This window comes from Pseudomonas sp. Pmew2, assembly GCF_058129885.1.
Window position 1 is genome coordinate 578,967 of the sequence record NZ_CM176702.1, and the last position, 25,826, is coordinate 604,792.

The 25,826-nt window shown below is 60.1% G+C and carries 19 protein-coding genes; 6 read left to right on the forward strand and 13 right to left on the reverse strand.

Features of this window, described 5'->3' with window-relative positions; all coding sequences use genetic code 11:
• Nucleotides 1-118 precede the first annotated feature (118 nt).
• A complete protein-coding gene (locus AC4ANK_RS02700) occupies nucleotides 119-1,117 on the reverse strand; it encodes a D-cysteine desulfhydrase (protein WP_002551606.1) in 999 nt (332 codons plus the stop codon).
• A 197-nt stretch (nucleotides 1,118-1,314) separates the two neighbouring features.
• Here AC4ANK_RS02700 and epsC point away from each other — a divergent pair, with 197 nt between their 5' ends.
• Nucleotides 1,315-2,268 carry a serine O-acetyltransferase EpsC gene (gene epsC, locus AC4ANK_RS02705; RefSeq protein WP_002551607.1) on the forward strand — a complete coding sequence of 318 codons (954 nt, stop codon included), beginning with the start codon at nucleotides 1,315-1,317 and terminating at the stop codon, nucleotides 2,266-2,268.
• Nucleotides 2,269-2,281: 13 nt separating this feature from the next.
• Here epsC and AC4ANK_RS02710 read toward each other — a convergent pair whose 3' ends face one another.
• The 6 genes from AC4ANK_RS02710 to hutC form a co-directional block, all read right to left on the reverse strand.
• Nucleotides 2,282-2,989 (reverse strand): anti-sigma factor, encoded by a 708-nt coding sequence (locus AC4ANK_RS02710; protein ID WP_002551608.1) that lies wholly within the window; start codon nucleotides 2,987-2,989, stop codon nucleotides 2,282-2,284.
• The gene (locus AC4ANK_RS02715) at nucleotides 2,986-3,552 is read right to left on the reverse strand and encodes a sigma-70 family RNA polymerase sigma factor (protein ID WP_002551609.1); all 567 of its coding nucleotides are present in this window, start codon (nucleotides 3,550-3,552) and stop codon (nucleotides 2,986-2,988) included. Before AC4ANK_RS02715 ends, AC4ANK_RS02710 begins: the two co-directional genes overlap by 4 nt.
• Nucleotides 3,553-3,655: 103 nt before the next feature.
• The gene (locus AC4ANK_RS02720) at nucleotides 3,656-4,189 is read right to left on the reverse strand and encodes a DUF3455 domain-containing protein (RefSeq protein WP_002551610.1); all 534 of its coding nucleotides are present in this window, start codon (nucleotides 4,187-4,189) and stop codon (nucleotides 3,656-3,658) included.
• A 105-nt stretch (nucleotides 4,190-4,294) separates the two neighbouring features.
• Complete coding sequence (gene nhaA, locus AC4ANK_RS02725) at nucleotides 4,295-5,470, reverse strand: Na+/H+ antiporter NhaA (protein ID WP_460384149.1); 1,176 nt, start codon at nucleotides 5,468-5,470, stop codon at nucleotides 4,295-4,297.
• Between the two features lie 50 nt (nucleotides 5,471-5,520).
• Nucleotides 5,521-6,117 (reverse strand): HutD/Ves family protein, encoded by a 597-nt coding sequence (locus tag AC4ANK_RS02730; protein WP_002551612.1) that lies wholly within the window; start codon nucleotides 6,115-6,117, stop codon nucleotides 5,521-5,523.
• Nucleotides 6,114-6,824 (reverse strand): histidine utilization transcriptional repressor HutC, encoded by a 711-nt coding sequence (gene hutC / locus AC4ANK_RS02735; RefSeq protein WP_161796169.1) that lies wholly within the window; start codon nucleotides 6,822-6,824, stop codon nucleotides 6,114-6,116. Before hutC ends, AC4ANK_RS02730 begins: the two co-directional genes overlap by 4 nt.
• A 202-nt stretch (nucleotides 6,825-7,026) precedes the next feature.
• Between hutC and AC4ANK_RS02740 the strand changes: the two genes are divergently transcribed.
• On the forward strand, nucleotides 7,027-8,391 hold the full coding sequence (locus AC4ANK_RS02740; protein WP_002551614.1) for a formimidoylglutamate deiminase: 1,365 nt from the start codon (nucleotides 7,027-7,029) through the stop codon (nucleotides 8,389-8,391).
• Nucleotides 8,392-9,199: 808 nt separating this feature from the next.
• Here AC4ANK_RS02740 and AC4ANK_RS02745 read toward each other — a convergent pair.
• The 6 genes from AC4ANK_RS02745 to AC4ANK_RS02770 form a co-directional block, all read right to left on the reverse strand.
• Nucleotides 9,200-9,778, reverse strand: coding sequence for a lipocalin family protein (locus AC4ANK_RS02745; protein ID WP_002551615.1), 579 nt, complete (start codon nucleotides 9,776-9,778; stop codon nucleotides 9,200-9,202).
• A gap of 3 nt (nucleotides 9,779-9,781) precedes the next feature.
• Nucleotides 9,782-10,036, reverse strand: coding sequence for an outer membrane protein assembly factor BamE domain-containing protein (gene bamE, locus AC4ANK_RS02750; protein ID WP_002551616.1), 255 nt, complete (start codon nucleotides 10,034-10,036; stop codon nucleotides 9,782-9,784).
• A gap of 240 nt (nucleotides 10,037-10,276) precedes the next feature.
• Nucleotides 10,277-11,287, reverse strand: coding sequence for a class 1 fructose-bisphosphatase (locus AC4ANK_RS02755; RefSeq protein WP_002551617.1), 1,011 nt, complete (start codon nucleotides 11,285-11,287; stop codon nucleotides 10,277-10,279).
• A gap of 134 nt (nucleotides 11,288-11,421) precedes the next feature.
• A complete protein-coding gene (locus AC4ANK_RS02760) occupies nucleotides 11,422-12,771 on the reverse strand; it encodes a DUF3999 domain-containing protein (RefSeq protein WP_031597673.1) in 1,350 nt (449 codons plus the stop codon).
• 26 nt (nucleotides 12,772-12,797) lie between these two features.
• Complete coding sequence (locus AC4ANK_RS02765; RefSeq protein ID WP_002551619.1) at nucleotides 12,798-15,602, reverse strand: DUF2339 domain-containing protein; 2,805 nt, start codon at nucleotides 15,600-15,602, stop codon at nucleotides 12,798-12,800.
• Between the two features lie 254 nt (nucleotides 15,603-15,856).
• Nucleotides 15,857-18,307: a glycogen/starch/alpha-glucan phosphorylase gene (locus AC4ANK_RS02770; RefSeq protein WP_460384153.1), complete on the reverse strand. Its 2,451-nt coding sequence runs from the start codon at nucleotides 18,305-18,307 to the stop codon at nucleotides 15,857-15,859.
• A gap of 279 nt (nucleotides 18,308-18,586) precedes the next feature.
• Here AC4ANK_RS02770 and pip point away from each other — a divergent pair, with 279 nt between their 5' ends.
• The 4 genes from pip to mdoH all read left to right on the forward strand — a co-directional run bounded on the left by pip (nucleotide 18,587) and on the right by mdoH (nucleotide 24,774).
• On the forward strand, nucleotides 18,587-19,558 hold the full coding sequence (gene pip / locus AC4ANK_RS02775) for a prolyl aminopeptidase (protein ID WP_005730969.1): 972 nt from the start codon (nucleotides 18,587-18,589) through the stop codon (nucleotides 19,556-19,558).
• 39 nt (nucleotides 19,559-19,597) lie between these two features.
• Nucleotides 19,598-20,035, forward strand: a complete 438-nt coding sequence (dtd, locus tag AC4ANK_RS02780; protein WP_002551622.1) for a D-aminoacyl-tRNA deacylase — start codon at nucleotides 19,598-19,600, stop codon at nucleotides 20,033-20,035.
• 259 nt (nucleotides 20,036-20,294) lie between these two features.
• A complete protein-coding gene (locus AC4ANK_RS02785) occupies nucleotides 20,295-22,199 on the forward strand; it encodes a glucan biosynthesis protein G (protein WP_274521415.1) in 1,905 nt (634 codons plus the stop codon).
• A complete protein-coding gene (gene mdoH / locus AC4ANK_RS02790) occupies nucleotides 22,192-24,774 on the forward strand; it encodes a glucans biosynthesis glucosyltransferase MdoH (protein WP_002551624.1) in 2,583 nt (860 codons plus the stop codon). The genes AC4ANK_RS02785 and mdoH overlap by 8 nt, the downstream gene beginning before the upstream one ends.
• Nucleotides 24,775-25,826: the final 1,052 nt, after the last annotated feature.

Here is a 25,826-nt window from a genome sequence, read left to right on the forward strand (position 1 = left end):
GTTCCGTCAGTGTTGTTGTCTGCCGGGCGCGACTATATAGCCATCTGCTTATGAGGAAAAATAACAAAAAAAGTTATTTCCCCTTCCAAAAGGCATAAACGCTGCACAGGCTGAAAAGTTACTGATCAAACGCATCCGGGTAGGCAAACAGCGCAGGAGCACCGCCAGTGTGCAGAAAGATCAGCGGGCCGTCGTTGAAGCGCTGACGGCCAATGCCATCCAGCAAGCCGGACATGGCCTTGCCGGTATAAACCGGGTCCAGCAACAGCCCTTCATGGCTGGCCACCAGCTTGATCGCTGCCAGCGTACCGGCGTTCGGTTCTCCATAACGCGGAGCGAAATATTCGTCCCACAGTTCAACCTTGAAGTGCTCCGGCAGGGCGATATCCAGTAATTCTGCCGTACGCTCGGCCAAGCCCTGCACTTTGGGCAGTTGTGCTTCTTCACTGCGCGAAACGGTCACGCCGATAACCGGCAATTGCGGCAACTCGTGAGCCAGTGCCAACGCCAGGCCGCTGTGGGTGCCCGCGCTGCCGGAGGCCAGAACAACCGCCGCAAAGTCGATGCCGGTCTGCTTGATCTGCTCAGCCAGTTCCAGCCCGGCGCGAACATAACCCAGCGCACCGACCGGGCTTGATCCACCGATGGGTACCAGATAAGGCTTCTTGCCGCTGGAGCGCAGACGCGCAGCCAGCGCGTGCAGTTGTTCGTCGGCGTTGTCGAGGTTTTCAACCAGCTCGACCTTGGCATCGAACAGCTCCAGCAGCAGGCGATTGCCGTTTTTCAGGTAACTCGGGTCTTCAGTGCCGATGGGGTTTTCCAGCAGCGCCACGCAGCCAAGGCCCAGGCGCGCCGCCAGGGCCGCGGTCTGGCGAACATGGTTGGACTGGATAGCGCCCGCAGTGATCAGCGTGTCGGCACCCTGGGCCAGCGCGTCTGCTGCGAGGTATTCGAGTTTGCGAACCTTGTTGCCGCCCAGCGCCAGGGTAGTGGTGTCATCACGCTTGATGTAGATATCGCGATCTGCCCAGATCGACAGGCGCTCAAGCTTTTCCAGAGCCGTCGGCGCGCTGATCAAGTCCAGGCGATTGAAACGGGCAAGCTGATTTTTGATCATGGTGGTCGGTAAGCCGTGTAGAGAGTCACCGGACTATAGGCAGACGTTTCCCGCACGGCAACTTATCTGTGCTCACTGCTCTGTTGGCGTATTCCTACAGAAATTGTTGTTTTTTTCGTCTGAATGTTTGCCGTAGAGTGGCAACAGCAGCGGCCAGCACTGTCGGTCGCCACCCTTCACATCAAGGAGAGTCAAGCGTGAGCGATATTCCAGAAGCATCCGCCGACGGCAGTTCCAGCCACTGGCAGTTGCAGCGGATCGTCAGCCAGTTGCGCGGCGCGAGAGAAGACTGGCGGGCGCGCAACCGTCGGGTAAGCGGCGAGCACGGCGGGCGCGAACTGCCTTCGCGTGCAGCCATGGGCGAAATTCTTGAAGCGCTGAGCGGGGCGTTGTTCCCGATGCGGCTTGGCCCGGTGGACCTGCGTGAAGAAAGCGAAGATTTTTACGTGGGGCATACGCTGGATGTGGCACTCAATGCGCTGCTGGCCCAGGCCCGCCTGGAGCTGCGCTACGTCGCCCATCAGCAGGGCGGTGACCTGAAGAGCATCGATGCGCGAGCGCTCGAGCTGATTCAGGGTTTCGCCATGGCCCTGCCGGGTATTCGTCTGTTACTGGACACTGACGTGCTGGCCGCCTACCACGGCGACCCGGCCGCACGCAGCGTCGATGAAGTGCTGCTGTGCTACCCCGGCATTCTGGCGGTGATCCACCATCGTCTGGCGCACCATTTGTATCGCGCCGGTTTGCCATTGCTGGCGCGCATCAGCTCGGAGATTGCCCATTCGGCGACCGGTATCGACATTCATCCGGGCGCGCAGATCGGCCCGAGCTTCTTTATCGACCATGGAACAGGCGTGGTAATTGGCGAAACCGCGATCATCGGCGAGCGGGTGCGGATCTATCAGGCCGTGACCCTGGGCGCCAAGCGCTTCCCGTCGGACGAGGACGGCCAGTTGCAGAAAGGCCATGCACGGCATCCAATCGTTGAAGACGACGTGGTGATCTACGCGGGTGCGACCATTCTGGGGCGCATCACTATCGGTAAGGGCTCGACCATCGGCGGCAATGTCTGGCTGACCCGCAGCGTACCGGCGGGCTGCAACCTGACCCAGGCCAATTTGCTGCAACAGGATGATTGCAGCAAGAAGTGAGATCGCTCCGTTATCAGATCACCTTCACTGCCCGGCCGATGAACTGGATCGGCCCGGTAGGCTTGCCTATTGGCGAACCGGTGGATTTCTCCAGGGTCAGTTCGAACAGCTGATTGGGTTGCAATGGCGGCAGTTTGTCCAGCGGAACATGCAGGCTCTGACCCGGCTTGACCAGCCCGAGTGAGACCGGGCCTTGCCAGTCGTCACCCTTGGTCCAGAACTCCAGCGCCTTGTCGTTCGGAACCTCGAACACGCCAAGCGGAATAAGCTGGATTTCCTGCGAGTTGCTGGCTTGCACAACCCAGCCGGGAGCCTTGTCCTGCGGCCCGACCAATACCACGAGGTAGGACGGTTGCGCCGGCGCGCGGGTCAGCAACGTCATGCCCAGCACCAGCGACGCCGCTAATCCGGCACCCGCCAGCCCGCGCCAGACCGACAGGTTGTCCCACCAGCGCACTCGCTGTCTGTGCAGCGCTTTGGCGGGTGCTGCCAGCTCCAGCAAGTTACGTTCGATGCGATCCCACAGGCCGGGCGATGGCGTAACCGGTTCGGCCAACTCTGTCAGGGGCAGCAGGCGCTGTTCCCAGGCATCGATGGCCGCCTGCAGATCAGGCTCGTGGGGCAGGCGACGTTGTACGTCGAGCCTTTCCTGTGGCGACAGGGTGCCGAGCACATACTCGCCCGCCAGGTCATGAATGTTGTCGTCTAAAGGCCGGTTCATCCCATGCACTCCCGCAAAGCCGTCAGGCTGCGCTTGATCCAGGCTTTGACCGTACCCAATGGCGCGCCGATCTTCTGCGCGATTTCCTGATGCGAATAGCCGTCTACGTAAGCGTGAAAGATACAGTTTCGGCGTACCGGCTCGAGTTGCTCCATGCATGAAGTCATCCGTCCTGGATTGACCCGCCAATCGAAAGCATCCCCGGTTTCCTGCCAGCCTTCCAGGGTTGCCTGTTCGTGATGATCGTCGCTGCCGTCATCCTCGACACGTACCTCGCGCGCCGTGTTGCGCAGCGTGTTCAGCGCAAGATGCCGGGTCACGCTGAATATCCAGCCACGCGCCGAACCGCGCGCCGCGTCGAAGCTGGCCGCGTGGCTCCAGATTTTCAGGAATGCGTCATGCACGATGTCTTCAGCCAGCGCCCGGTCACGCACCAGCCGCTGAGCGACGCCGAGCAGCCGCGCGCTTTCCTGTTGATAAAGACGCTGCAAGGCCTGCTTGTCACCGCGAGCGCAGGCCTGCAACGTTGCTTCGTAATCAAAGAGAGATTCGTGCGAGGACAAGATGATCCGCCATCGAAGGAAGACTATTGCCTCGCTGACATCACGAGGCTCCCGTGCAGCAGCATAGCCTACTGTTGCACGGTCACCTGATTAAGCGCATTGATCAGCTGGCGGTCCAGAACAGGTAGTCGGCCTGATACTTGACCACTTCCTTCGCGCCCTTGTTGCTCTCTGCACAGGCTTTGGCCGGGGCTACGCCGCCTTTCAAGGCCACGCGCTGAATGTAAGTGACGCCCGTCATTGCGCCCTTGCCTTCAGCCGGGTTGGCCTTGACCAGTTGGTACGGCAGGTTGCCTGCGCTCGACGGGGCCACAGCAACCTGAGTACCGGTCAGTTTCGAGCCGTCTTTGGCTTCCCAGGTGGCCGGTGGGCCGTAGTAGGTGCCGACCTGTTTGCCGCTCTTGTCATTGAGCGCGGCCTTGGGACCGACGAATGCCCACTCCATCTCATTGGGCATATTGGCCTTGGCGCGGCACTCGTAAGTGATCTCGCCGACCCCGGTGGTGGTCATGCTGACTTTGTTGCCGGCCGGTACCCTGACGCTTTCGGGCAGGTCAGTCTGAGCCATGGCAATGGATGACAGGCAAGTGAAAGCCAGGGTGCTACCAGCAAGGCAGAGCAAGCGTTTTGCGTTCATGCAGAAATCTCCAGAGGGTTTAACCGCGCTCAGCAACTCGAAGTGGCTGCTGAATGTACTACCCGCGAGAAACCCATCTGGATGCAGTGATTTGAAAATATTTTTTCAGTGCCGGCTGAAACGGCTGCGCAGCAGCAAAATACCGGCAATTGCCGCGAGGCCCGAGCCGATCAGCACACCGACTTTTACTTCATCGATCAGGTGCTGCGAACCAGGAAACGCCAGGTTGCCGATGAACAGGCTCATGGTAAAGCCGATGCCGCACAGAATAGCGACGCCGTACAACTGCACCCAATTGCTGCCTTCCGGCAATGTCGCCAGCCCGGCACGAATCGCCAGCACTGCGGCAAGGAACACTCCGATCTGCTTGCCGACGAACAGGCACAACGCGACACCCAGCGGCACCGGGTCGATCAGGTTTGCCAGGGTGATGCCGGAAAGCGATACACCCGCATTGGCAAAGCCGAAGATCGGCACCACAGCGAACGCCACCCAGTAATGCATTTTTTCTTCAAGAAACAGCAGCGGCGAGCGTGCTTCCTCCTCGGGCTTGCCCATCGGTATGCACAGCGCCAGCGCCACGCCGGCCAGCGTGGCGTGTACGCCCGATTGCAGGACGAAGAACCATAGCAGTGCGCCGAGCAGCAAATAGGGCAGCAGACGGCGGACGTTCAGGCGATTCAGCGCGATCAGTACGGCGAGGGTCACGAATGCGGCGGCCAGCATCGGCAGGTTAAGCCCCGAGCTGTAGAAAAACGCGATGATGGTTACAGCACCCAAGTCATCGAGAATCGCCAGCGCGGCCAGAAAGACCTTCAGCGAGGTCGGCACCCGACTGCCCAGCAGCGACAGCACGCCGAGGGCGAAGGCGATGTCGGTGGCCGCTGGAATCGCCCAGCCGCTGAGGGTTTGCGGGTTGCCCCAGTTAATCGCGATGTAGATCAGCGCAGGCACCAGCATGCCGCCCGCCGCTGCAAAGCCGGGCAGGGCGCGTTGTCCCCAGGTTGCCAGGCCGCCGGCCAGCACTTCGCGTTTGATCTCCAGGCCGACCATCAGAAAAAAGATGGCCATCAGCCCGTCGTTGATCCACAGCTCCACCGACAGGCCCAGCCAGACGCTGTGCAGAATCGAGAAGTAGCTCGCTGAGAGAGGAGAGTTGGCGACGATAAGGGCGGCCAGCGCCGCCGCCATCAGGACGATGCCGCCTGCTGATTCGGAGGCGAGGAAACGGGTGAGGACGGCAACGCCTCTGGGCGTTTCCCGGTTGGAAACTTGAGTCATGGTCATCCTTGAGTGCAAGGCTATTTTTTTATGAGGTGCCAGGAATGCGTCTACAGGCCCGTGGCGGTGAGTTCGATCAGGCAGCAACGACTGGCGCGAGGTGATTGCAGTTCGATTTCCAGCAAACCGCCAGAATTATCCACTTGAGCGCAATCAAGTTTACCGAGAATTTCCCACGGCTGGCCGTTCACGCTTATCGCTACTTGTTCGGCCATGCTGAACAGCACGAAGGTGCTGGCTGAACTGAACAGCCGTTGCGGATGACGCACGTCTATCCAGTGCAGGCGTGCCGTGTAACGATGAGGAGCATAGATCAGATTGAAGTCGCGAATCGGCCCGTCCAGCAGTGTGCAACTGACTTCACTGTCGCCGCTGAACGCAAACGGGTCCGATGGCAGCAATGGGCGGCTGGACACACCGTCCACGTCCAGCGTCATGCCCGCGCCCTGCAAGACGGTAATGATGCGTTGATAACCGGCGAACACCGAGAAGCCGCCCGAGGTTTCAATGTCGGCAATCGACAGCCGCCAGCCGAAACCGTCGAGGTCCTGGCCTGCATCGCGAGCGATTTCTTCAGTGCTGCCACCGCCGTTTTTCCACGGCATGCGCGGGTAGTCGACGGCACGCAGGAGGCGAGTCTGGCTCATTTGGTAAAGCGTCCTTCCAGGCGATGGCGGGAGCCGGGGTGTATCAGGCGCGCAGCGGTGACGGGCTGGCGGCCTGACCAGGTACGGCGACGAATCAGCAGGCAGGGCTCTCCGGCATCGATCTGCAACAACGTGCATTCATCGGCTTCGGCGAGGATCGCCTCGACCACATGCTCGCCTTCGGTGAGCGGCGCAACCTGCGACAGATAGGCGTAAGGTGTCTGCAGGGTGAAGTCCTGCCTGAGGTAGTCCGGGGCGACCTGGGCGTTGACGAAGCGGTCTTCGATCTGTACCGGAATGTCGTTCTCGTAGTGCACGATCAGTGAATGGAACACCCGCTGGCCTTCGCGCATGTCCAGCGCCAGAGCGCGCTCCGAGCCTGCGGCTTCTTCCTTTAGCACCATGACCTTGCAGGTATGGCGATGGCCGCGCGCGGCGATCTCGTCAGCAATGTTATGCACTTCGAACAGCGCCGACTGGCTTTTGGGTTCGGCGACAAAAGTGCCAACACCCTGCATGCGCACCAGCAAACCTTCAACGGTCAGCTCACGCAGGGCGCGGTTGATCGTCATGCGGCTGAAACCCAGTTGCGTCACCAGCTCGCTTTCCGACGGTACGCGATGGTGCGGCGGCCAGGTGCCATTCTGGATCTGCAGGGCGATCATGTGTTTGACGCGGGCGTACAAGGGTGCGGGACTTTCGCCCATCTGGGCTGTCAGGGAAGAAGAGGCGGGCGGAGTCGACACGTGTGAGTCCTTGTTTTCAAAATGACGTTTTGACGATGATTCAGACGCCTGAGAGCGCCACGCTAACCATTAACCTGCTGCTCGGCAAGCGTGCCGAAGGTTTACCGGTCGCTTAAACGTCTGTATATGTATATACAAATTACAGTGATGAGGTGTGAAGTCAATGTCAGCCTTCTTTGCCGAGCGCGCGTTACTCCCCGACGGCTGGGCCAACAATGTGCGTCTGGAGGTCAGCCAGGAAGGCGTTTTGACCCGCGTCGAGGCCAATGCGGATCGGCAGGGTGCCGAAATCGTCAGTGGCCCGTTGCTGCCTGGCATGCCGAACCTGCACTCTCATGCGTTTCAGCGGGCGATGGCCGGGCTGGCGGAAGTGGCGGGCAACCCCAACGATAGTTTCTGGACCTGGCGCGACCTCATGTATCGCCTGGTGGGGCGCATCAGCCCGCAGCAGTTGGGCGTTATCGCTCGTCAGCTGTACATCGAAATGCTCAAGGGCGGTTACACCTCGGTTGCCGAATTTCATTACGTGCATCAGGACCTGGATGGCAAACCCTATGCAGATCCTGCCGAACTGGCCGTGCAGATCAGTCAGGCGGCAAGTTCGGTCGGCATCGGCCTGACCCTGCTGCCGGTGCTTTACAGCCACTCGGGGTTTGGCGGGCAGGCACCCAACGAAGGGCAGCGGCGGTTTATCCACAGCACTGACAGCTATCTGGATTTGCAGGCTCGTCTACGCCCGCTTCTGGCGGCTCAGCCCACGCAGCAGTTGGGTCTGTGCTTCCACTCGCTGCGTGCGGTGACGCCACAGCAGATCAGTGAAGTACTGGCGGCCAGCGACCAGCAGTGCCCTGTGCATATTCATATTGCGGAACAGCAGAAGGAAGTCGATGACTGCCTGAGCTGGAGCGGTCGGCGTCCGCTGCAATGGCTGTATGAAAATGCCCCTGTGGATAACCGCTGGTGCTTGGTGCATGCGACCCACGCCGAGGCAGATGAGGTGCAACTGATGGCGCAAAGTGGCGCGGTGGCCGGGTTATGCCTGACCACCGAGGCCAATCTGGGCGACGGTATCTTTCCGGCGGTGGACTACATTGCCCAGGGTGGCCGGTGGGGAATTGGCTCGGACAGTCACGTTTCGCTCAGCGTGGTCGAGGAGTTGCGCTGGCTGGAGTACGGCCAGCGTCTACGCGATCAGCGTCGTAACCGGCTGTATCGCAGTGATCAGCCGATGGTTGGCCGCACTTTGTACGACGCCGCGCTCGCGGGTGGCGCGCAGGCGTTGGGGCAGCAGGTTGGTACGCTGCAAGTGGGGCAACGCGCCGACTGGCTGGTGCTGGATGGCAACGACCCGTACATCGCCACGGCTTCGGGCGACGCCATCCTCAACCGCTGGCTGTTCGCCGGCAGCGACCGACAGATTCGCGACGTAGCCGTGAATGGGCGCTGGGTCATACGCGAAGGGCGACATGCCGCAGAAGAGCAAAGCAACCGCGAGTTCGCGCAGGTATTGAGGGAATTGCTCGGCTGATGCAAGAGAGGACGCAGAGCGTCAAGAACGGCATGCCCACGCGGAGCATGGGCACGATAGTGTCCTTGCGGACGCTTGGCGTTCCTCACTTTCCAGCCACGACGCTTATCGTTCCTCACGCTCCAGCGTGGGAATGCTGTGGGTGACGCTCCGCGTCACAAATCTGCGCCGCGCCGCCCATCGAAAATCGGACGCGGAGCGTCCAGAACGGCATACCCACGCGGAGCATGGGCGCGATAGTGTTCTTGCGGACGCTTGGCGTTCCTCACTTTCCAGCCACGACGCTTATCGTTCCTCACGCTCCAGCGTGGGAATGCTGTGGGTGACGCTCCGCGTCACAAATCTGCGCCGCGCCGCCCATCGAAAATCGGACGCGGAGCGTCCAGAACGGCATGCCCACGCGGAGTATGGGCACGATAGTGTTCTTGCGGACGCTTGGCGTTCCTCACTTTCCAGCCACGACGCTTATCGTTCCTCACGCTCCAGCGTGGGAATGCTGTGGGTGACGCTCCGCGTCACAAATCTGCGCCGCGCCGCCCATCGAAAATCGGACGCGGAGCGTCCAGAACGGCATGCCCACGCGGAGTATGGGCACGATAGTGTTCTTGCGGACGCTTGGCGTTCCTCACTTTCCAGCCACGACGCTCATCGTTCCTCACGCTCCAGCGTGGGAATGCCGTGGGTGACGCTCCGCGTCACAAATCTGCGTCGCGCCGCCAATCGAAAATCGGACGCGGAGCGTCCAGAAAGGCATGCGACGCAGAGCGTCGCACAATGATCAAGCGTGAGCACAATAAGCGGAGTCCGCTTACTTCTCGCCCTTGCCGATCTTCGAATCATCTTCGCGCCAGATCAGGCGGGAGGTGTCGTAGCCTTGCTGGCGAGCCTTGCTCAGCATGTTTTCCTTGACCGATGCAGACACTGTCGGCGTGCGCGACAGCAGCCACAGGTATTTGCGGTCCGGGTTGCCGACCACGGCGGTCCGGTAGCCTTCGCTGACGTCCAGAATCCAGTAGTCACCCTTGGCAACGCCCGGCAGCAGGCGCGAGAACCAGTTATCGAACACTACCCACAGCTTGTCGGTCTTGCCCGGTACTTGGGGCGAGGCAGTGCCCTTTGCTTCTTCCCACTTGCCCTCGATAGTGCGGCAACGGTTGGTCACTGCAATGTTGCCGTCGTCCTTGAGCGCGTAAAGCGCCTCGGACTGGGCGCACTTGCGCTGGAAAAACATTGGCAGGCGGGCGATCTCGTACCAGGTGCCCTGATACTGCTTGAGGTCGACGCTGTCGACTGTCCTTGGCTCGAGGTTGTCAGCCGAGTGGGCAAAACCGATGGCCAGAAAGCTGGCCATGACAAAAATTCCGAAACGTACCAGTACCTTGATCATGTTTTATTTCAGACCCTGACCCGAGAACAGGACAACCTTGTCTGCCGCATACTGCACGCTGATAAAGGTGTTCTGGTCACCCCATGTGCAACTGGACATGCCCAGTGCGCCGGAGCATTCCGTCGGGCTGCCCAGCAAGGATTCGACCTGTGCCTTGGGCATGCCGGCTGAAATTTTCGAGTAGTTTTCCTGGGTGATCTTGCTGCAGGCAGCCAGAAATACGCAGAACGAGAGTAACGCGACAGTGCGCAAGGACATGGGTGTAGCTCCTGAACGGAAGGGGGTCGCGTCGCAGTGCAAGCGGAGGCAGGCTGGCGCAGTACCGCAAGCTTAGAAGAGAAAAAGGGAATCTGGTTCCCGGACGGCGCAAGGATTTATGCCGTAGATCAGATGGTTGGCCCGCAGGCCTGTGCCGAACGCAACATCGAATGCTCGTTTGCCTGTCGCCGGGTGGTGATTCAGACGGGCCGAATCACCACTGGCGCACAGCAAGCCTTCTTACTCTTTGTGATACGCAGTAGCGCGCTCGACTTCTTCTTTCGAACCCAGGTACACCGCTACGCGCTGGTGCAGGCCTTCCGGCTGAATGTCGAGAATGCGCTGATGACCGTCGGTGGACGCGCCGCCAGCCTGCTCGACCAGGAAGGACATCGGGTTGGCTTCATACATCAGACGCAGTTTGCCCGGCTTGGAAGGCTCGCGGCTGTCGCGCGGATACATGAACAGACCGCCACGGGTCAGGATACGGTGCACGTCGGCCACCATCGCAGCGACCCAGCGCATGTTGTAGTTCTTTTTCAACGGGCCGTCTGCACCGGCCAGCAACTCGTTCACGTAGCGCTGTACCGGGGCTTCCCAGTGGCGCTGGTTGGACATGTTGATCGCGAATTCCTGGGTGGACTCCGGGATTTTGATGTCTTCGTGAGTGAGCACGAAGCTGCCCATTTCGCGGTCCAGGGTGAAGCCTTTCACTCCGTCGCCCAGGGTCAGCACCAGCATGGTCTGCGGGCCGTAGATGGCGTAACCGGCGGCGACCTGTTCGGTGCCCGGCTGCAGGAAGGCCTTTTCATTCAGCGCTTCGTTCTGGCTGAGGTATTCGTTCGGGCAACGCAGTACCGAAAAGATGGTGCCGACCGGAGCGTTGATGTCGATGTTCGACGAGCCGTCCAGCGGGTCGAAAACCAGCAGGTACGCGCCCTTCGGGTATTTGCCCGGGATCTGGTAGGCGTTGTCCATTTCTTCGGACGCCATGCCGGCCAGGTGACCGCCCCATTCGTTGGCCTCGAGCAGGATCTCGTTGGAGATCACATCGAGCTTTTTCTGCACTTCGCCCTGAACGTTTTCGGTGCCCATGCTGCCAAGTACGCCGCCCAGCGCGCCTTTGGAGACGGCGTGGCTGATTTCCTTGCATGCGCGCGCCACAACTTCGATCAGGAAGCGCAGATCGGCAGGGGTGTTGTTGCTGCGAGTCTGCTCAATCAAGTAACGACTTAGTGTAACGCGGGACATGGATAGCTCCGAAAATAGGGGGTATGAAAACCCGCGCAGTTTAACGCGAGTGGCGACGTAATACTGCTATCAGACTGGCTTATGACTGTTTCAGTTCAGATGTCGGGCAAAGCGCACCCGACAGCCTGTGTGTTTCAGCGTTTTGATGCGCGCAGCGTGCTGAACGCCATCCAGCCCAGAAACAGTACCCCGAGCAGCAGAACAGCCCAAAGCCCGAGGCGTTTGAAGTCCATGCTCTGCGGCACCGCTATCGGCGCAGCTGCCATGTTGGCAACAGATGCCGTAGCGGGTTCCGCTGTCCCGAGCGAGGCCAGTTTTTCCGGACTCAAGTCGGGGATCAGGGTGGCCAGCGACAGGTTCGCCGCTTTGACGTTCGGGTTGCCGATGGCCAGCGTGAAGGGCCCTTCACCGCGTGCCAGGAATACGATTTCCGTGGCAGGCACGGCCACGCTCAACTGCGGCGCTTCACTGCCCAGCCCGCCGCCGCGATCATCCACCACCAGTTTTAGCTGTTGAACGATGCGCCCGGACAATTGCAGCTGGTCCTGCAAGACATCGCTGTTGTTCTGCGATAACCGGTACAACAGGCCACTGCTGATCGGCTGCCAGGGTTGTTTCGCGTCCATCCGACCGTAAAGCGTCGCCGGTGCGAGGCTGTTTGGCTGGGCAATATCGACCTTGACGCGCCCTACCGGCAAGCCGCTCGGCAGTTGCCAGACATATTCGTTGGGGCTTTCGACGACGCCCTTGACCGGTGGCGACCAGGTCAGCGGCGGGGTCGGGCTTTCAGTGCTGGCGCTGAGCAGGTGGGCGGAGATCAACAGGGGGGCGCTGTGCGGGGCGCGCCACAACAGACGCAGGTAGCGGGCGCTCTGGCCGGGCAGGCCGACTTCAAGTTGCTCGATCACTTCGTCGGCAAATGACAGCCGGGCAACCTGCCCTTCGCCCCAGTTGCGCCAGTGCTGCAGGTCATCGCTGGCTTCGATGCTGAAGTTCTGGAAACCTTCACGCTCGGTGCTCCAGTCGATCACCAGCTGCTCCAGTGGCGCCTTGATCGCGCTGGTGTCCAGCAACCAGCCGCGCAGCACTTCTTCACCAGCCTCGATATCGCTTTGCGGCTGGACCTCGATCACGCTGCCGTTGCTTGAGCGCTCGATACGGATGACCGGCGCGGCATCGCCTGCTTCCTGCGTGCTGTAAAGGGCAAACCATTTGACCGGGATTGGCGTGGGTTCCTGCTCGCGTGCAGGCTGTCGCGGCGTGATCGAATAAGCCTGCGGCTGGCCTTCGGCATTGAACACGCGCAGATCACCCAGGTCGCTCTGCCGGGCATTCAACTGCACGGCAAGCGGTAACTCGATGCGATACCAAGGCCCGTCGCCGCTGAGGCTCAGTGGGGTCTGGCTGGCAAAGTCCGTCGGTTTGTCCTGGGCGACGGCAGTTATCGCCGTGCACAAGGCCAGGCCAAGCACGGCGATCTTCATGGCGGGATGACTCAAGAACGTTTTCCTCATAGCTTATCCGGCGCGGCGGTCGGGCCTGGGCCGGGTTCTTCGCCGACCTCTCTGGCAGAGTGTTTCGGCGGCAATGGTGCGAAATATCCCACCACCAGTAGCAGAATGCCAACACCGATGAACGAGACGATTCGCTCCATGCCGCCACGGTTGCTCAGCTCGACGAAGAACAGCTTGATCACCACCACGCCGATCAATGCTGCGCCGCCCAGCCAGAGCTCGCGGTTGCTGCGCATGTGACCGCCGATCATCAGGGCCAGTGCCATCAGCGTCCAGACGATCGATAACCCGGCCTGAACGCGCATCGACTCAAGCAGCGCCTCGGTGTGCCACGGCACTTGAGCCCAATGATGGGCCGTGCGCATGACCATTGCCGTGACGAGTGCAAACAGTGAAGCGCCTGCCACCAGCAAGGCAGCATTGCGAGGGCGTGTGAGGTACTTGCGCATCCACAGGCATACCCCGGCCAGAGCCAGCAGCAGGCCGATTTCCAGCGGGTTGAGCAGCGGGATATAGGGCAGCGGTTCCGCCGCACCGTCGCTGAACGTGTTCGCCAGCCAGAACCACGCCAGCATCAATGCCGCCAGTGGTGCCGCGGCCCCGACACGGTAGGCCTCGGGGCAAGCCTTCACCGGCCATGGCCACTGACGCTCTGAGCTCATCGCCAGCAGGAACAGGCTGGGCAGAATCGCCCAGCCCAGCCAGCGCCAGGCGTTGTAAGACTCGGACAGCTGCAACAGGCCGAAACGCAATTCCAGTGCCAGTACGCTGATGATCAACAGGCAGCCTGTGGTGTGAGCGATACGTTGCGCGAGGATCGGCAGCGTGTCTGCCAGATAGTGCAAGGTCAGCAGATGCATGGCGAACACGGCTGCCCAGGCCAGCCAGCCCCAGTTCGCGGCCGGGTGGTAATGCTCACTCAGCGAGCCCAGTAACAGAAGGGCGCTGACTGGGGTGAGTACGCTGCACAATACGGCGAGGTCTGGCCAGTGCAAACGCAGGGCCAGCACTGCCCAGATAGCTACGCTGAGCGCAGCCGCGATCAACAGCAGTGGCGTCTGCACGCTGTTCGGTGCGTACAGTTGCACGACGCTGATCAATGAAGCCGCCCACCAGATCGCGCCCCATATCGTCAGTACCGTTCTGGCGATTTTCTGATCGATGATCATCAGGGTGTTGAAACGGAACACGCTCCAGGCGCTGATCAGGGCCGCGATGGCCAGAATCATCGGTGTCCAGTAGTCGCCAGCCCAGCTGGAATTGTCTGAATCACTGATCAGCATTGCGCTGGCGCACACCTGCAACACCAGGCCGAAAACCTGGGCCAGTTTGCGATGCTGGCGCAGGCCCAGCCAGAAAACCGCTGCGCCTTCCACGGCCCACGCGCAGGTCGTCCATTGCGAACCGAGACCCAGCGGGATGGCCAGCGTGGCAAACACCACGCCCAGCGCCAGGCAGGTTTCCATCAACAAAACGGTTCGGCCGTTCGCACGTGCCGCCAGCCAGCGTGCCAGACCCATGTAGATCAGGCCCAGCGCGAGCGCGCTGAGCGCGGCACCGAACTCAAGGTGTTCGACCAGCGCGTATTGCAGGCCGAACCCGACGATTGGCGTGCCAAACAGCAGGGTGCCGTCGACGTAATCACCCTGACGTGCCGACCAGCGCAGCAGTGTTTCGCGACTGGCATCCGGTGGCGCGTCAGTGAGTTCCAGCAGCTTGCGACGCGCAAACAGCAGGCCGATGGCCAGGTACATCACAAAGAACAGAATCAGAAAGGGCTCGGTGCTCCAGAACAGCTCGGGGGTGTAAGCCCGTATGCCCCAGGCGAAACCGATGCCGAAAGTGCCGAAAAAGCCGATCAGGTTGAGAATACGCCAGGCCTTGAACCAGGCGATGGCAATGATGCCCGCGTTGAGCAGGGCAAAGTAACTGAACAGCGAGATGTGGCTGCCTTGCCCGGTCGAAGCAAGCAGTGGTGCTGCGAATCCACCCAGCGCACCGGCGCAGGCCAGGGCCAGAGCATTCTGTGTCAACGCCAGAATGGCCGAGAAAGCGGTGATCGCTACCAGCAGCACAAAGCCCGGTGCCGGATCGAGCAGGGCGTGCAATTTCATCGCCGCAAAGACGGTCAGGTATAGCACGCCTACGCCTGCGCCTTGCAACATCAGCGCGTAAGGACCGTTGCGCAAACGCAGCCACCAACCCAGACCGAGCAAGGCCAGCGCGCTGGCGGCGACTGCGGCGTAGCGTGCTTCAATCGGTACGACCATGCCTTCGGTGGCGTAGCGCAACAGAAAGGCCAGCCCGAGAAACAGCACCACTACGCCCACGCGCAGTACCGTATTGCCGCCCAGCAGCCAGTCTTTTGCGCGATTGATGGCGCTGTCCAGCAGATTGGGCTGAGCGGCCTTTGAAGGCTGGTGGATATCGGGAGCGGGTTCGACAGGCTTTGCTACCTGCGGCTCTTCGTCCGGCAAGTCCCAGATCAGCTCTGGGCCTTCAGTGGGTGTCTCGATAATGACCGCATCCACTGGGAGCGGTGCGGCGTCCTGCGCAGGTGGCACGCCGGGCGCGGACTGACGTTCGAGCACGCTCAGGCGCTGTTGAACGGCGTCGAGGGATTGGCGGGTTGCGAGCAGTTGTTGCAGTTGGTCGGCGGATTGCCTGCCAAGCAGGCGCATGCGAATGCCTGCCCAGACGGCCCAGCCCATGACTGCGCCGATCAGCGCACCTGCCCACTCGTCATAGCTCAGCGCGTAGCCCAGCGCTGCACCGCCCACCACCAGACAAATCCAAAGCACGCGACGACATCCTTTTCGATGTGTGAAGGTTCATCGAGCGCAGTATATAGGGGCGGGCGGACATCGTTTGTAATGTTTTATGCCGGGGGGCACCAGAGTCTCTGCAGGACTGAGACAGATCCTTGAGGCGCTTGTGGGAGTGAGCTTGCTCACGAAGGCGTCGTTTCGAGCGCCTTCTTTGCGGAGACCTTAATGGCCTCTTCGCGAGCAAGCTCGCTCCCACGGGGGTTGTGTAAGTATGTTCAGGCTCCGAGTCAGTCCAGCGCCTTCCAGATGTCGCCGGCGTACTCGCGAATAGTCCGGTCCGAAGAGAACCAGCCCATGCGTGCGGTGTTGAGCACCGCCGAGCGCCACCATTCCTTGGAATCGTGCCAGCGTTCCTCGACTTTGGCCTGTGCTGCCCAGTACGAATCGAAGTCGGCACAGACCAGGAAGCGGTCATAATCCAGCAGCTGATCGATCAGTCCCACGTAACGGTTCGGATCATCCGGCGAGAACACGCCACCACGAATCGCTTGTAGTACATCGTTCAAACGCCCCGATGCCGCCACGTCTCCATGTGCGTTGAATTCGCCTGCGCGCTTGCGGGCTTCGACCTGTTGCGAGGACATGCCGAAGATGAACATGTGCTCCAGCCCGACCTGCTCGCTCATTTCCACGTTGGCACCGTCCAGCGTGCCGATGGTCAGTGCGCCGTTGAGGCCGAACTTCATGTTACTGGTCCCTGAAGCTTCCAGGCCTGCCGTGGAAATCTGCTCGGACAGGTCGGCTGCCGGGATGATGCTCTCCGCCAGACTGACGTTGTAGTTGGGCATGAACACCACTTTCAGCAGGCCACGCACCGTCGGGTCGTTGTTCACGGTCCGGGCGATATCGTTGGTCAGCTTGATAATCAGCTTGGCCGAGTGATAACTGGCCGCCGCCTTGCCAGCGAAGATCTTCACCCGCGGAACCCAGTCTGTGCCTGGCTCGGCACGAATCGCCTGATACAGCGCGACGGTGTGGAACATGTTCAGCAACTGGCGTTTGTATTCGTGAATCCGTTTGACCTGGACGTCGAACATCGCTGCAGGATTGACGGCAATACCCAAGCGTTCATGAATGATCGCTGCCAGTGCGCGCTTGCTGTGCAGGCGTTGGTCGGCCATCTGCTTGCGGAACGAAGACTTATCGGCGAACGGCTCAAGCTCTTTGAGGCGAGTCTCGGCATTATCCAGAACGTCCTCACCCAGCGCTTCGACGAGCATTTCGGTCAGCTTCGGGTTGGCCTGGAACAGCCAGCGGCGGAAGGTGATGCCGTTGGTCTTGTTGTTGATCCGCTCCGGATAGATCTTGTGCAGCTCGGCAAACACGGTCTTGCGCATCAGTTGGGTATGCAGCGCCGAAACGCCATTGACGCTGTGCGAGCCGAGGAACGCCAGGTTGCCCATGCGTACCCGACGACCATTGTCTTCTTCGATCAGCGATACCGCACGCAGCACGTTGACGTCGTCGACGCCTTTGGCGCGCAGTGTGTCGATGTGTTGTGCGTTGATCAGGTAGATGATCTGCATGTGGCGCGGCAGCATCCGCTCCATCAGGCCGACCGACCAGGTCTCCAGCGCTTCCGGCAGCAGCGTATGGTTGGTGTAGCCAAGGGTGCCGACGGTGATTTTCCAGGCGGTGTCCCACGGGATGTTGTGGTTGTCGATCAACTGACGCATCAGCTCGGCCACTGCAATGGACGGGTGCGTGTCGTTCATCTGAATCGCTGCATGGTCTGGCAGATCGGTCAGCGTGGCGTGCTGGTTCAGATGGCGGCGCAGCAAATCCTGCAGCGATGCGGAAACAAAGAAGTATTCCTGGCGCAGGCGCAGTTCCTGGCCCGCTTCGGTTGCATCGTTCGGGTACAGCACGCGGGAAATACTTTCGGCGCGCACTACTTCGGCGACGGCGCCAAAGTGGTCGCCAGCGTTGAAGCGTTCCAGATGCAGGTCTTCCACCGCACGGGCGCGCCACAAGCGCAGGGTGTTGACGCTTTTCCCGCGCCAGCCGACCACAGGGGTGTCGTAAGCAATGGCCCGAACGGTTTCGCCCGGACGCCAGACCTGACGCGAGTCGCCCGCTTCGGTCACCACAGTGTCGACGCTGCCACTGAAACCGATGGAGTAAACCACCTCAGGACGCTCGAATTCCCACGGGTTGCCGAAGTCCAGCCAGTTTTCGGTCTGTTCCTGCTGCCAGCCGTCGACGATGCCCTGACGAAACAGCCCGTGCTCGTAACGAATCCCATAACCGTGCCCGGCAATGCCCAGGGTCGACATGCTTTCCATGAAGCACGCTGCCAGACGACCCAGGCCGCCGTTGCCCAGCGCAGCATCCGGTTCAAGCAAGCGGATACGTTCGATATCCACACCCAGCTCGGTCAATGCTTCGCGAGCCACTTCCAGCAGGCCGAGGTTGCTCAGGCTGTCGTAGAGCAGTCGGCCAATGAGGAATTCCAGAGACAGGTAGTAAACGCGCTTCTGGACCTTGCGATAAATCTGTCGCGTGTGGTCCATCCAGTGTTCGACCATGTGGTCGCGGGCGGCAAGGGCAACAGCTTCAAACCAGTCATGCTCAAACGCATGGTCGGGGTCCTTGCCCACCGAATAGGTGAGTTTGGCGAGCACAGCGGCGCGGAAAGCAGCCACATCAGCGTCACGAACAAGTGGTTCCTGAGACATCGGTACAACCTCAAGTAGTCTGACGAATGGAAAACGGGATTCTTAGACTGTAGGCGTGTCGTCAGTTATTTCCTGAAAATAGTAGAAATAATTGAAGGCAGCGCCCTCGCTTCGACCCAGGGCAACGGCTCTGGTTCGCGCGCTGACCAAATTGGCAAAACGCTTGCATCGATCGTTCCATCCCGATCAATGACGTGCAGCATGCTGATTCTTCGTTTCGGGTTTATGATGCCAACGGCAGAATAATAGAAGCCTCTGAACTGGACTTATGGAGCACTTATGCAGACTTTGTACCCGCAGATCAAACCCTACGCCCGGCACGATCTGGCCGTGGAACAACCGCATGTGCTTTACGTCGATGAAAGTGGCTCGCCAGAAGGGTTGCCAGTGGTATTCATTCATGGCGGCCCTGGTTCCGGATGCGATGCGCACAGTCGCTGCTATTTCGATCCTAACCTGTACCGTATCGTAACGTTCGATCAGCGTGGCTGCGGTCGCTCCACACCGCATGCCAGTCTTGAGAACAATACCACCTGGAAACTGGTGGAGGACCTGGAGCGGATTCGCGAGCACCTCGGAATCGACAAATGGGTGCTGTTCGGCGGCTCGTGGGGCTCGACTCTGGCCCTGGCTTACGCGCAGACCCATCCAGACCGCGTACACGCGCTGATCCTGCGAGGCATATTCCTGGCCCGTCAGCAAGAAATCGACTGGTTCTATCAAGCGGGTGCCAGCCGTCTGTTCCCTGATTACTGGCAGGATTATGTAGCGCCGATCCCGCTGGATGAGCGCGATAACCTACTGGCTGCCTTCCACAAGCGCCTCACGGGGCCGGACCAGATCGCCCAGATGCACGCTGCCAAAGCCTGGTCGACCTGGGAAGGGCGTTGTGCAACCTTGCGCCCCAACCCGCAAGTGGTCGATCGCTTCGCCGAACCGCACCGTGCGCTGTCCATTGCGCGCATCGAATGCCATTACTTCATGAACAAGGCGTTCCTTGAGGAAAACCAGTTGATTCGCGACATGCCAAAGATCGCGCACCTGCCGGCAATCATCGTTCACGGTCGTTATGACGTCATCTGCCCGCTGGATAATGCCTGGGAGTTGCATCAGAACTGGCCCGGCAGCGAACTGCAGGTCATTCGTGAGGCTGGCCATTCGGCGTCGGAATCCGGTATCGCCGATGCGCTGGTGCGTGCCGCTGCAGAAATTGCGCGCAACCTGCTCGACCTCCCGCCCGAAGAAGCATGACAGCAGCCTGGTATTGGTTTTGAGTCTGGAAAGGCATTTATGAAAGGTTTGTTGCAGCGCGTGCGAAACGCACGCGTTGAGGTGGGCGGCGAAGTTGTCGGTGCTATCGATCAGGGCATATTGGTGCTGGTGGGCATAGAGCCTCAAGACACCCGCGCCAGTGCCGATAAGTTGCTGCACAAGCTGCTTAATTATCGAGTGTTCAGCGATGCCGACGGCAAGATGAATCTATCCTTGCGCGAGGTAGGCGGTGGCTTGTTGCTGGTTTCGCAGTTCACGCTGGCCGCGGATACCAAAAGCGGGTTGCGTGCGGGGTTCTCGAAAGCCGCTGCTCCAGCGCTGGGCGCCGAGCTGTTCGACTATCTATTGAGTCAGGCCAGAATCGCGCATACCACTGTGGCTGCGGGCCAATTTGGTGCGGACATGCAAGTGCATTTGATAAATGATGGCCCAGTGATATTTTTGTTCGATACATAAGCTACGATTTCATCGTTTCTCCCCTGAATTTTCCGGTCGCACGGGAAATAAATTTCTTTGTCATACCTGATGCGTTGTGGCGCGCGCTGCTGGATAATCGCGCGTTACGGGGATCGACACTGTTGGTCCATTTGGTATGACAAAAGCGGTTCTGGCACCGGGTTGGGGAATCATTAAGCCCATTCGGAGTCGGAACAATGCTCGCCAACCCGGCATTGATAGCTGGCCGTTGGTTTTTTCATCTGTTTTTCGGCGAGGGTTGCTCGTGATTGTTAGTCCCTGTGATGCTCCAAAGACACCTGTCAAGCGGTTGCGTAGTGCACTTCTGGCAAGCTCGGCCCTTGTATGCCTGTTCAGTGCAGGTCAGCTGTGGGCGTTCAATCTTGATGATGTAACGGCAAAAGCCAAAGAACTGGCCGGGCAGAAGTTCGAGGCTCCAAGGAGCAATCTGCCGAACGAGCTTCGCGATATGAAGTTTGCCGACTATCAGAAGATTCGCTTCCGTGATGACAAGGCCGAATGGGCGGGCGAGAAGACTCCGTTCAAAGTGTCTTTCTACCACCAGGGCATGCACTTCGACACGCCGGTCAAGATCAACGAAGTGACCGCTACCAGCGTCGACGAAATCAAGTACGACTCCAGTCGTTTCGATTTCGGCGATCTGAAGATCGACCCCAAATCCACCGAGAAACTGGGTTATGCCGGTTTCCGTGTCCTGTATCCGATCAACAAGGATGACAAGCAGGACGAAATCATGACCATGCTGGGCGCGAGCTACTTCCGCGTGATCGGCAAGGGTCAGGTCTATGGCCTGTCCGCACGCGGCATGGCAATCGACACTGCATCGCCGTCTGGTGAGGAGTTCCCGCGCTTCAAGGAATTCTGGATCGAGAAGCCGGGTCCGGATGACAATCATCTGGTGATCTTCGCGCTGCTCGACTCGCCGCGCGCTACCGGTGCTTATCAGTTGACCCTGCGTCCTGGCACCAACACTCTGGTTGACGTCAAGTCGCGCATGTTCCTGCGTGACAAGGTCAACAAGCTCGGTGTTGCGCCATTGACCAGTATGTTCCTGTTCGGTGCCAACCAGCCTTCGCGTGTACCTAACTATCGTCGCGAGCTGCACGACTCCAGCGGTCTGTCGATTCAGGCTGCCAACGGTGAGTGGTTGTGGCGTCCGCTGAACAACCCTAAACATCTGTCCATCAGCAGCTTCTCGGTCGAAAACCCGCGTGGTTTCGGTCTGCTGCAACGTGGCCGTGACTTCAGCCAGTACGAAGACTTGGATGACCGCTATGACAAGCGTCCAAGCGCCTGGATCGAGCCGAAAGGTGACTGGGGCAAGGGCACCGTCGAGCTGGTCGAAATTCCGACTGCCGACGAGACCAACGACAACATCGTGGCCTACTGGAAGCCTGAGACTCTCGCAGAGCCGGGCAAGGAAATGGCATTCGATTACCGTCTGCACTGGACCATGCAGGAAAACTCGATCCACTCGCCGGATCTGGGCTGGGTCAAGCAGACCCAACGCTCCATCGGTGATGTGCGTCAGTCCAACCTGATCCGTCAGCCGGATGGCAGCCTTGCCTTCCTGGTCGACTTCGTGGGCCCGGTACTGGCCGCATTGCCGGAAGACAAGACCATTCGCAGCCAGGTGACCACTGACGACAACGTCGAACTGGTGGAAAACAACCTGCGCTATAACCCGGTCACCAAAGGCTACCGCCTGACCCTGCGTGTGAAGGTCAAGGATTCCGGCAAGCCAACCGAAATGCGCGCTTACCTGCTGCGTGAGATCCCTACCGAACCGGGCAAGGAACCTGCGCTGCTCGTTGCAGACAAAGCTGAAGAGAAGAAGGCTGCTGCCAAGGAAGCTGCCAAACCGGCAGTTGCCAAGGAATCTGCCAACGACCAGGTAGAAATCGCCAAGGCCGACGCGCCGAAGCCTGAAGCCGCCAAACCCGAGACCGCCAAGCCTGAAGCTGGCAAGGCCGACGCTGCGAAAGGTAAAGGCGAAGTTGCCAAAACCGATGCAGCCAAGGACAAGGACGGTAAAGAGATTCAGCAGCCTGAAACCGAGGCAGCACCCACCCATCCGGAACCGGCCAAGACGTTGCAAGTCATGACCGAGACCTGGAGCTATCAGTTGCCGAGCGATGAGTAATTCTCTACCGGTGCCAGTGTCTCTGAACGAGTACCTGGCGCATTTACCGATGAGCGACGAGCAGCGGGCAGAACTTGCCGGCTGCAAGACCTTCGCCGAGTTGCATGAGCGTCTTTCTGCGCAGCCGGTCAATGACCCTGCCGAGGCCGCTCAGGCTTCGGTGGGTCGCCGCCTTACGCTGACCACCGCAGACCAGCTGGAGGACGCCGAGATGCTCGGCGTCGATGCCAGCGGTCGCCTGTGCCTCAAGGCCACACCGCCGATTCGCCGGACCAAGGTCGTGCCAGAGCCATGGCGCACCAACATTCTGGTACGCGGCTGGCGTCGCCTGACCGGCAAGACCAACCCGCCCAAGCCAGAGCCCGACGATCTGCCTCGTGATCTGCCCAAGGCGCGCTGGCGCACCGTCGGTTCGATCCGTCGTTACATCCTGCTGATCCTGATGCTGGGTCAAACGATCGTGGCTGGCTGGTATATGAAGGGCATTCTCCCGTATCAGGGCTGGTCGCTGGTTTCGCTCGACGAAATCACCCGTCAGACCTTCGTGCAGACTGCTTTGCAGGTCATGCCTTATGCCTTGCAGACCAGCATTCTGTTGCTATTCGGGATTCTCTTCTGCTGGGTGTCGGCCGGTTTCTGGACCGCACTGATGGGCTTCCTTGAGCTGCTCACCGGTCGCGACAAATACCGTATCTCGGGTGCCAGTGCTGGCAACGAGCCGATCGAAAAGGGCGCACGTACTGCGCTGGTCATGCCGATCTGCAACGAAGACGTGCCACGGGTTTTCGCCGGCCTGCGCGCTACGTTCGAGTCGGTCGCGGCTACGGGTGATCTGGATCGTTTCGATTTCTTCGTACTCAGCGACACCAACGAGACCGACATTGCCGTTGCCGAGCAACAGGCCTGGCTGGACGTATGCCGCGAGACCAAAGGTTTCGGCAAGATCTTCTATCGCCGTCGTCGTCGTCGCGTAAAACGCAAAAGCGGCAACCTGGACGACTTCTGCCGTCGTTGGGGTGGTGAATACCGCTACATGGTCGTGCTCGATGCCGATAGCGTCATGAGCGGAGAGTGTCTGACCAGTCTGGTTCGCCTGATGGAAGCCACGCCGGACGCCGGTATCATCCAGACCGCGCCACGTGCGTCGGGTATGGACACGCTGTATGCACGCATGCAGCAGTTCGCTACGCGGGTCTACGGTCCGCTGTTCACGGCCGGTCTGCACTTCTGGCAGTTGGGTGAATCCCACTATTGGGGTCACAACGCGATCATCCGCATGAAGCCGTTTATCGAGCATTGCGCCTTGGCGCCGCTGCCGGGTAAAGGTGCCTTTGCCGGTGCGATCCTGTCTCACGACTTCGTCGAAGCTGCGCTGATGCGCCGTGCCGGCTGGGGCGTGTGGATTGCTTACGACCTGCCGGGCAGTTATGAAGAATTGCCGCCCAACCTGCTGGACGAACTCAAGCGTGACCGCCGTTGGTGCCACGGCAACCTGATGAACTTCAGGCTGTTCCTGGTCAAGGGCATGCACCCGGTTCACCGTGCGGTGTTCCTGACCGGTGTGATGTCGTATCTGTCGGCACCGTTGTGGTTCTTCTTCCTCGTGCTGTCCACGGCCTTGCTGGCGGTGAACACACTGATGGAGCCGACCTACTTCCTTGAACCGCGTCAGTTGTATCCGCTGTGGCCACAATGGCACCCGGAAAAAGCTGTTGCGTTGTTCTCGACGACCATCGTCCTGCTGTTCCTGCCTAAACTGCTCAGCGTCATTCTGATCTGGGCCAAGGGCGCGAAAGGCTTCGGTGGCAAGTTCAAGGTCACCGTTTCGATGCTGCTGGAAATGCTCTTTTCGGTGCTGCTGGCACCGGTGCGCATGCTGTTCCACACCCGCTTCGTACTGGCCGCTTTCCTGGGCTGGGCCGCAACCTGGAACTCTCCGCAACGCGACGACGACTCCACGCCGTGGATCGAAGCCGTTAAGCGTCATGGTCCACAGACACTGCTGGGCGCGTGCTGGGCCTTGCTGGTGTTCTGGTTGAACCCGAGCTTCCTGTGGTGGCTTGCGCCGATTGTGGTCTCGTTGATGCTGTCGATTCCGGTATCGGTGATTTCCAGCCGTACCAATCTGGGCGTCAAGGCGCGTGACGAGAAGTTCTTCCTGATTCCTGAAGAGTTCGAACCGCCGCAAGAGTTGATCTCGACGGATCAGTACACCTACGAGAACCGCTGGCATGCGCTGAAACAAGGCTTCATTCGGGCTGTGGTGGATCCTCGCCAGAATGCTCTGGCCTGCGCCCTGGCAACCTCGCGTCACCGTCAGGCACAGCCGATCGAAGTGGTGCGCATGGAGCGTGTTGATCATGCTCTGAAGGTAGGTCCGGCCAAACTCGGCAATCAGGAACGTCTGATGCTGCTGAGCGACCCGGTCGCCCTTGGGCGCCTGCATGAGCGCGTCTGGAGCGAAGGTCACGAAGAGTGGCTGGCCGCCTGGAGAGCTTCCATCGAAGCTGATCCACATGCGCCGTTGCTGCCTTTGCAACCAGTAGGTAAAGCATCGGAGCCGGTCCCGGTCTAAAACCGCCCGGCTACGAAAAAAGCCCCTGACGCTTAGCGCGTCGGGGGCTTTTTATTGGGCTTTGCGGCACATAAATGCACAGGACATGGTCAAGACGGGTTCTCCAGAACCCCGATCGTTCCTCACGCTCCAGCGTGGGAATGCAGTTCACGACGCTCTGCGTCGCAAGAGGACGCGGAGCGTCCAGACCGGCATGCCCACGCGGAGCATGGGCACGATAGTGTTATCCCTGACGACGCTCGTTCCTCACGCTCCAGCGTGGGAATGCAGTTCACGACGCTCTGCGTCGCAAGAGGATTCGGAGCGTCCAGACCGGCATGCCCGCGCGGAGCATGGGCACGATAGTGTTATCCCTGACGACGCTCGTTCCTCACGCTCCAGCGTGGGATTGCAGTTCATGACGCTCTGCGTCGTCAGAGGAGGCGGAGCGTCCGGACCGGTATGCCTACGCGGAGCATGGGCGCGATAGTGTTATCCCTGACGACGCTCGTTCCTCACGCTCCAGCGTGGGATTGCAGTTTACGACGCTCTGCGTCGCAAGAGGACGCGGAGCGTCCAGACCGCATGCCCACGCGGAGCATGGGCACGATAGTGTTATCCCTGACGACGCTCGTTCCTCACGCTCCAGCGTGGGAATGCAGTTCATGACGCTCTGCGTCGTCAGAGGACGCGGAGCGTCCAAACCGGCATGCCTACGCGGAGCATGGGCACGATGGTATTATCCCTGACGACGCTCGTTCCTCACGCTCCAGCGTGGGAATGCAGTTCACGACGCTCTGCGTCGCAAGAGGGCGCGGAGCGTCCAGACCGGCATGCCCACGCGGAGCATGGGCACGATAGTGTTATCCCTGACGACGCTCGTTCCTCACGCCCCAGCGTGGGATTGCAGTTCATGACGCTCTGCGTCGTCAGAGGACGCGGAGCGTCCAGACCGGCATGCCCACGCGGAGCATGGGCACGATAGTGTTATCCCTGACGACGCTCGTTCCTCACGCTCCAGCGTGGGAATGCAGTTCACGACGCTCTGCGTCGCAAGAGGGCGCGGAGCGTCC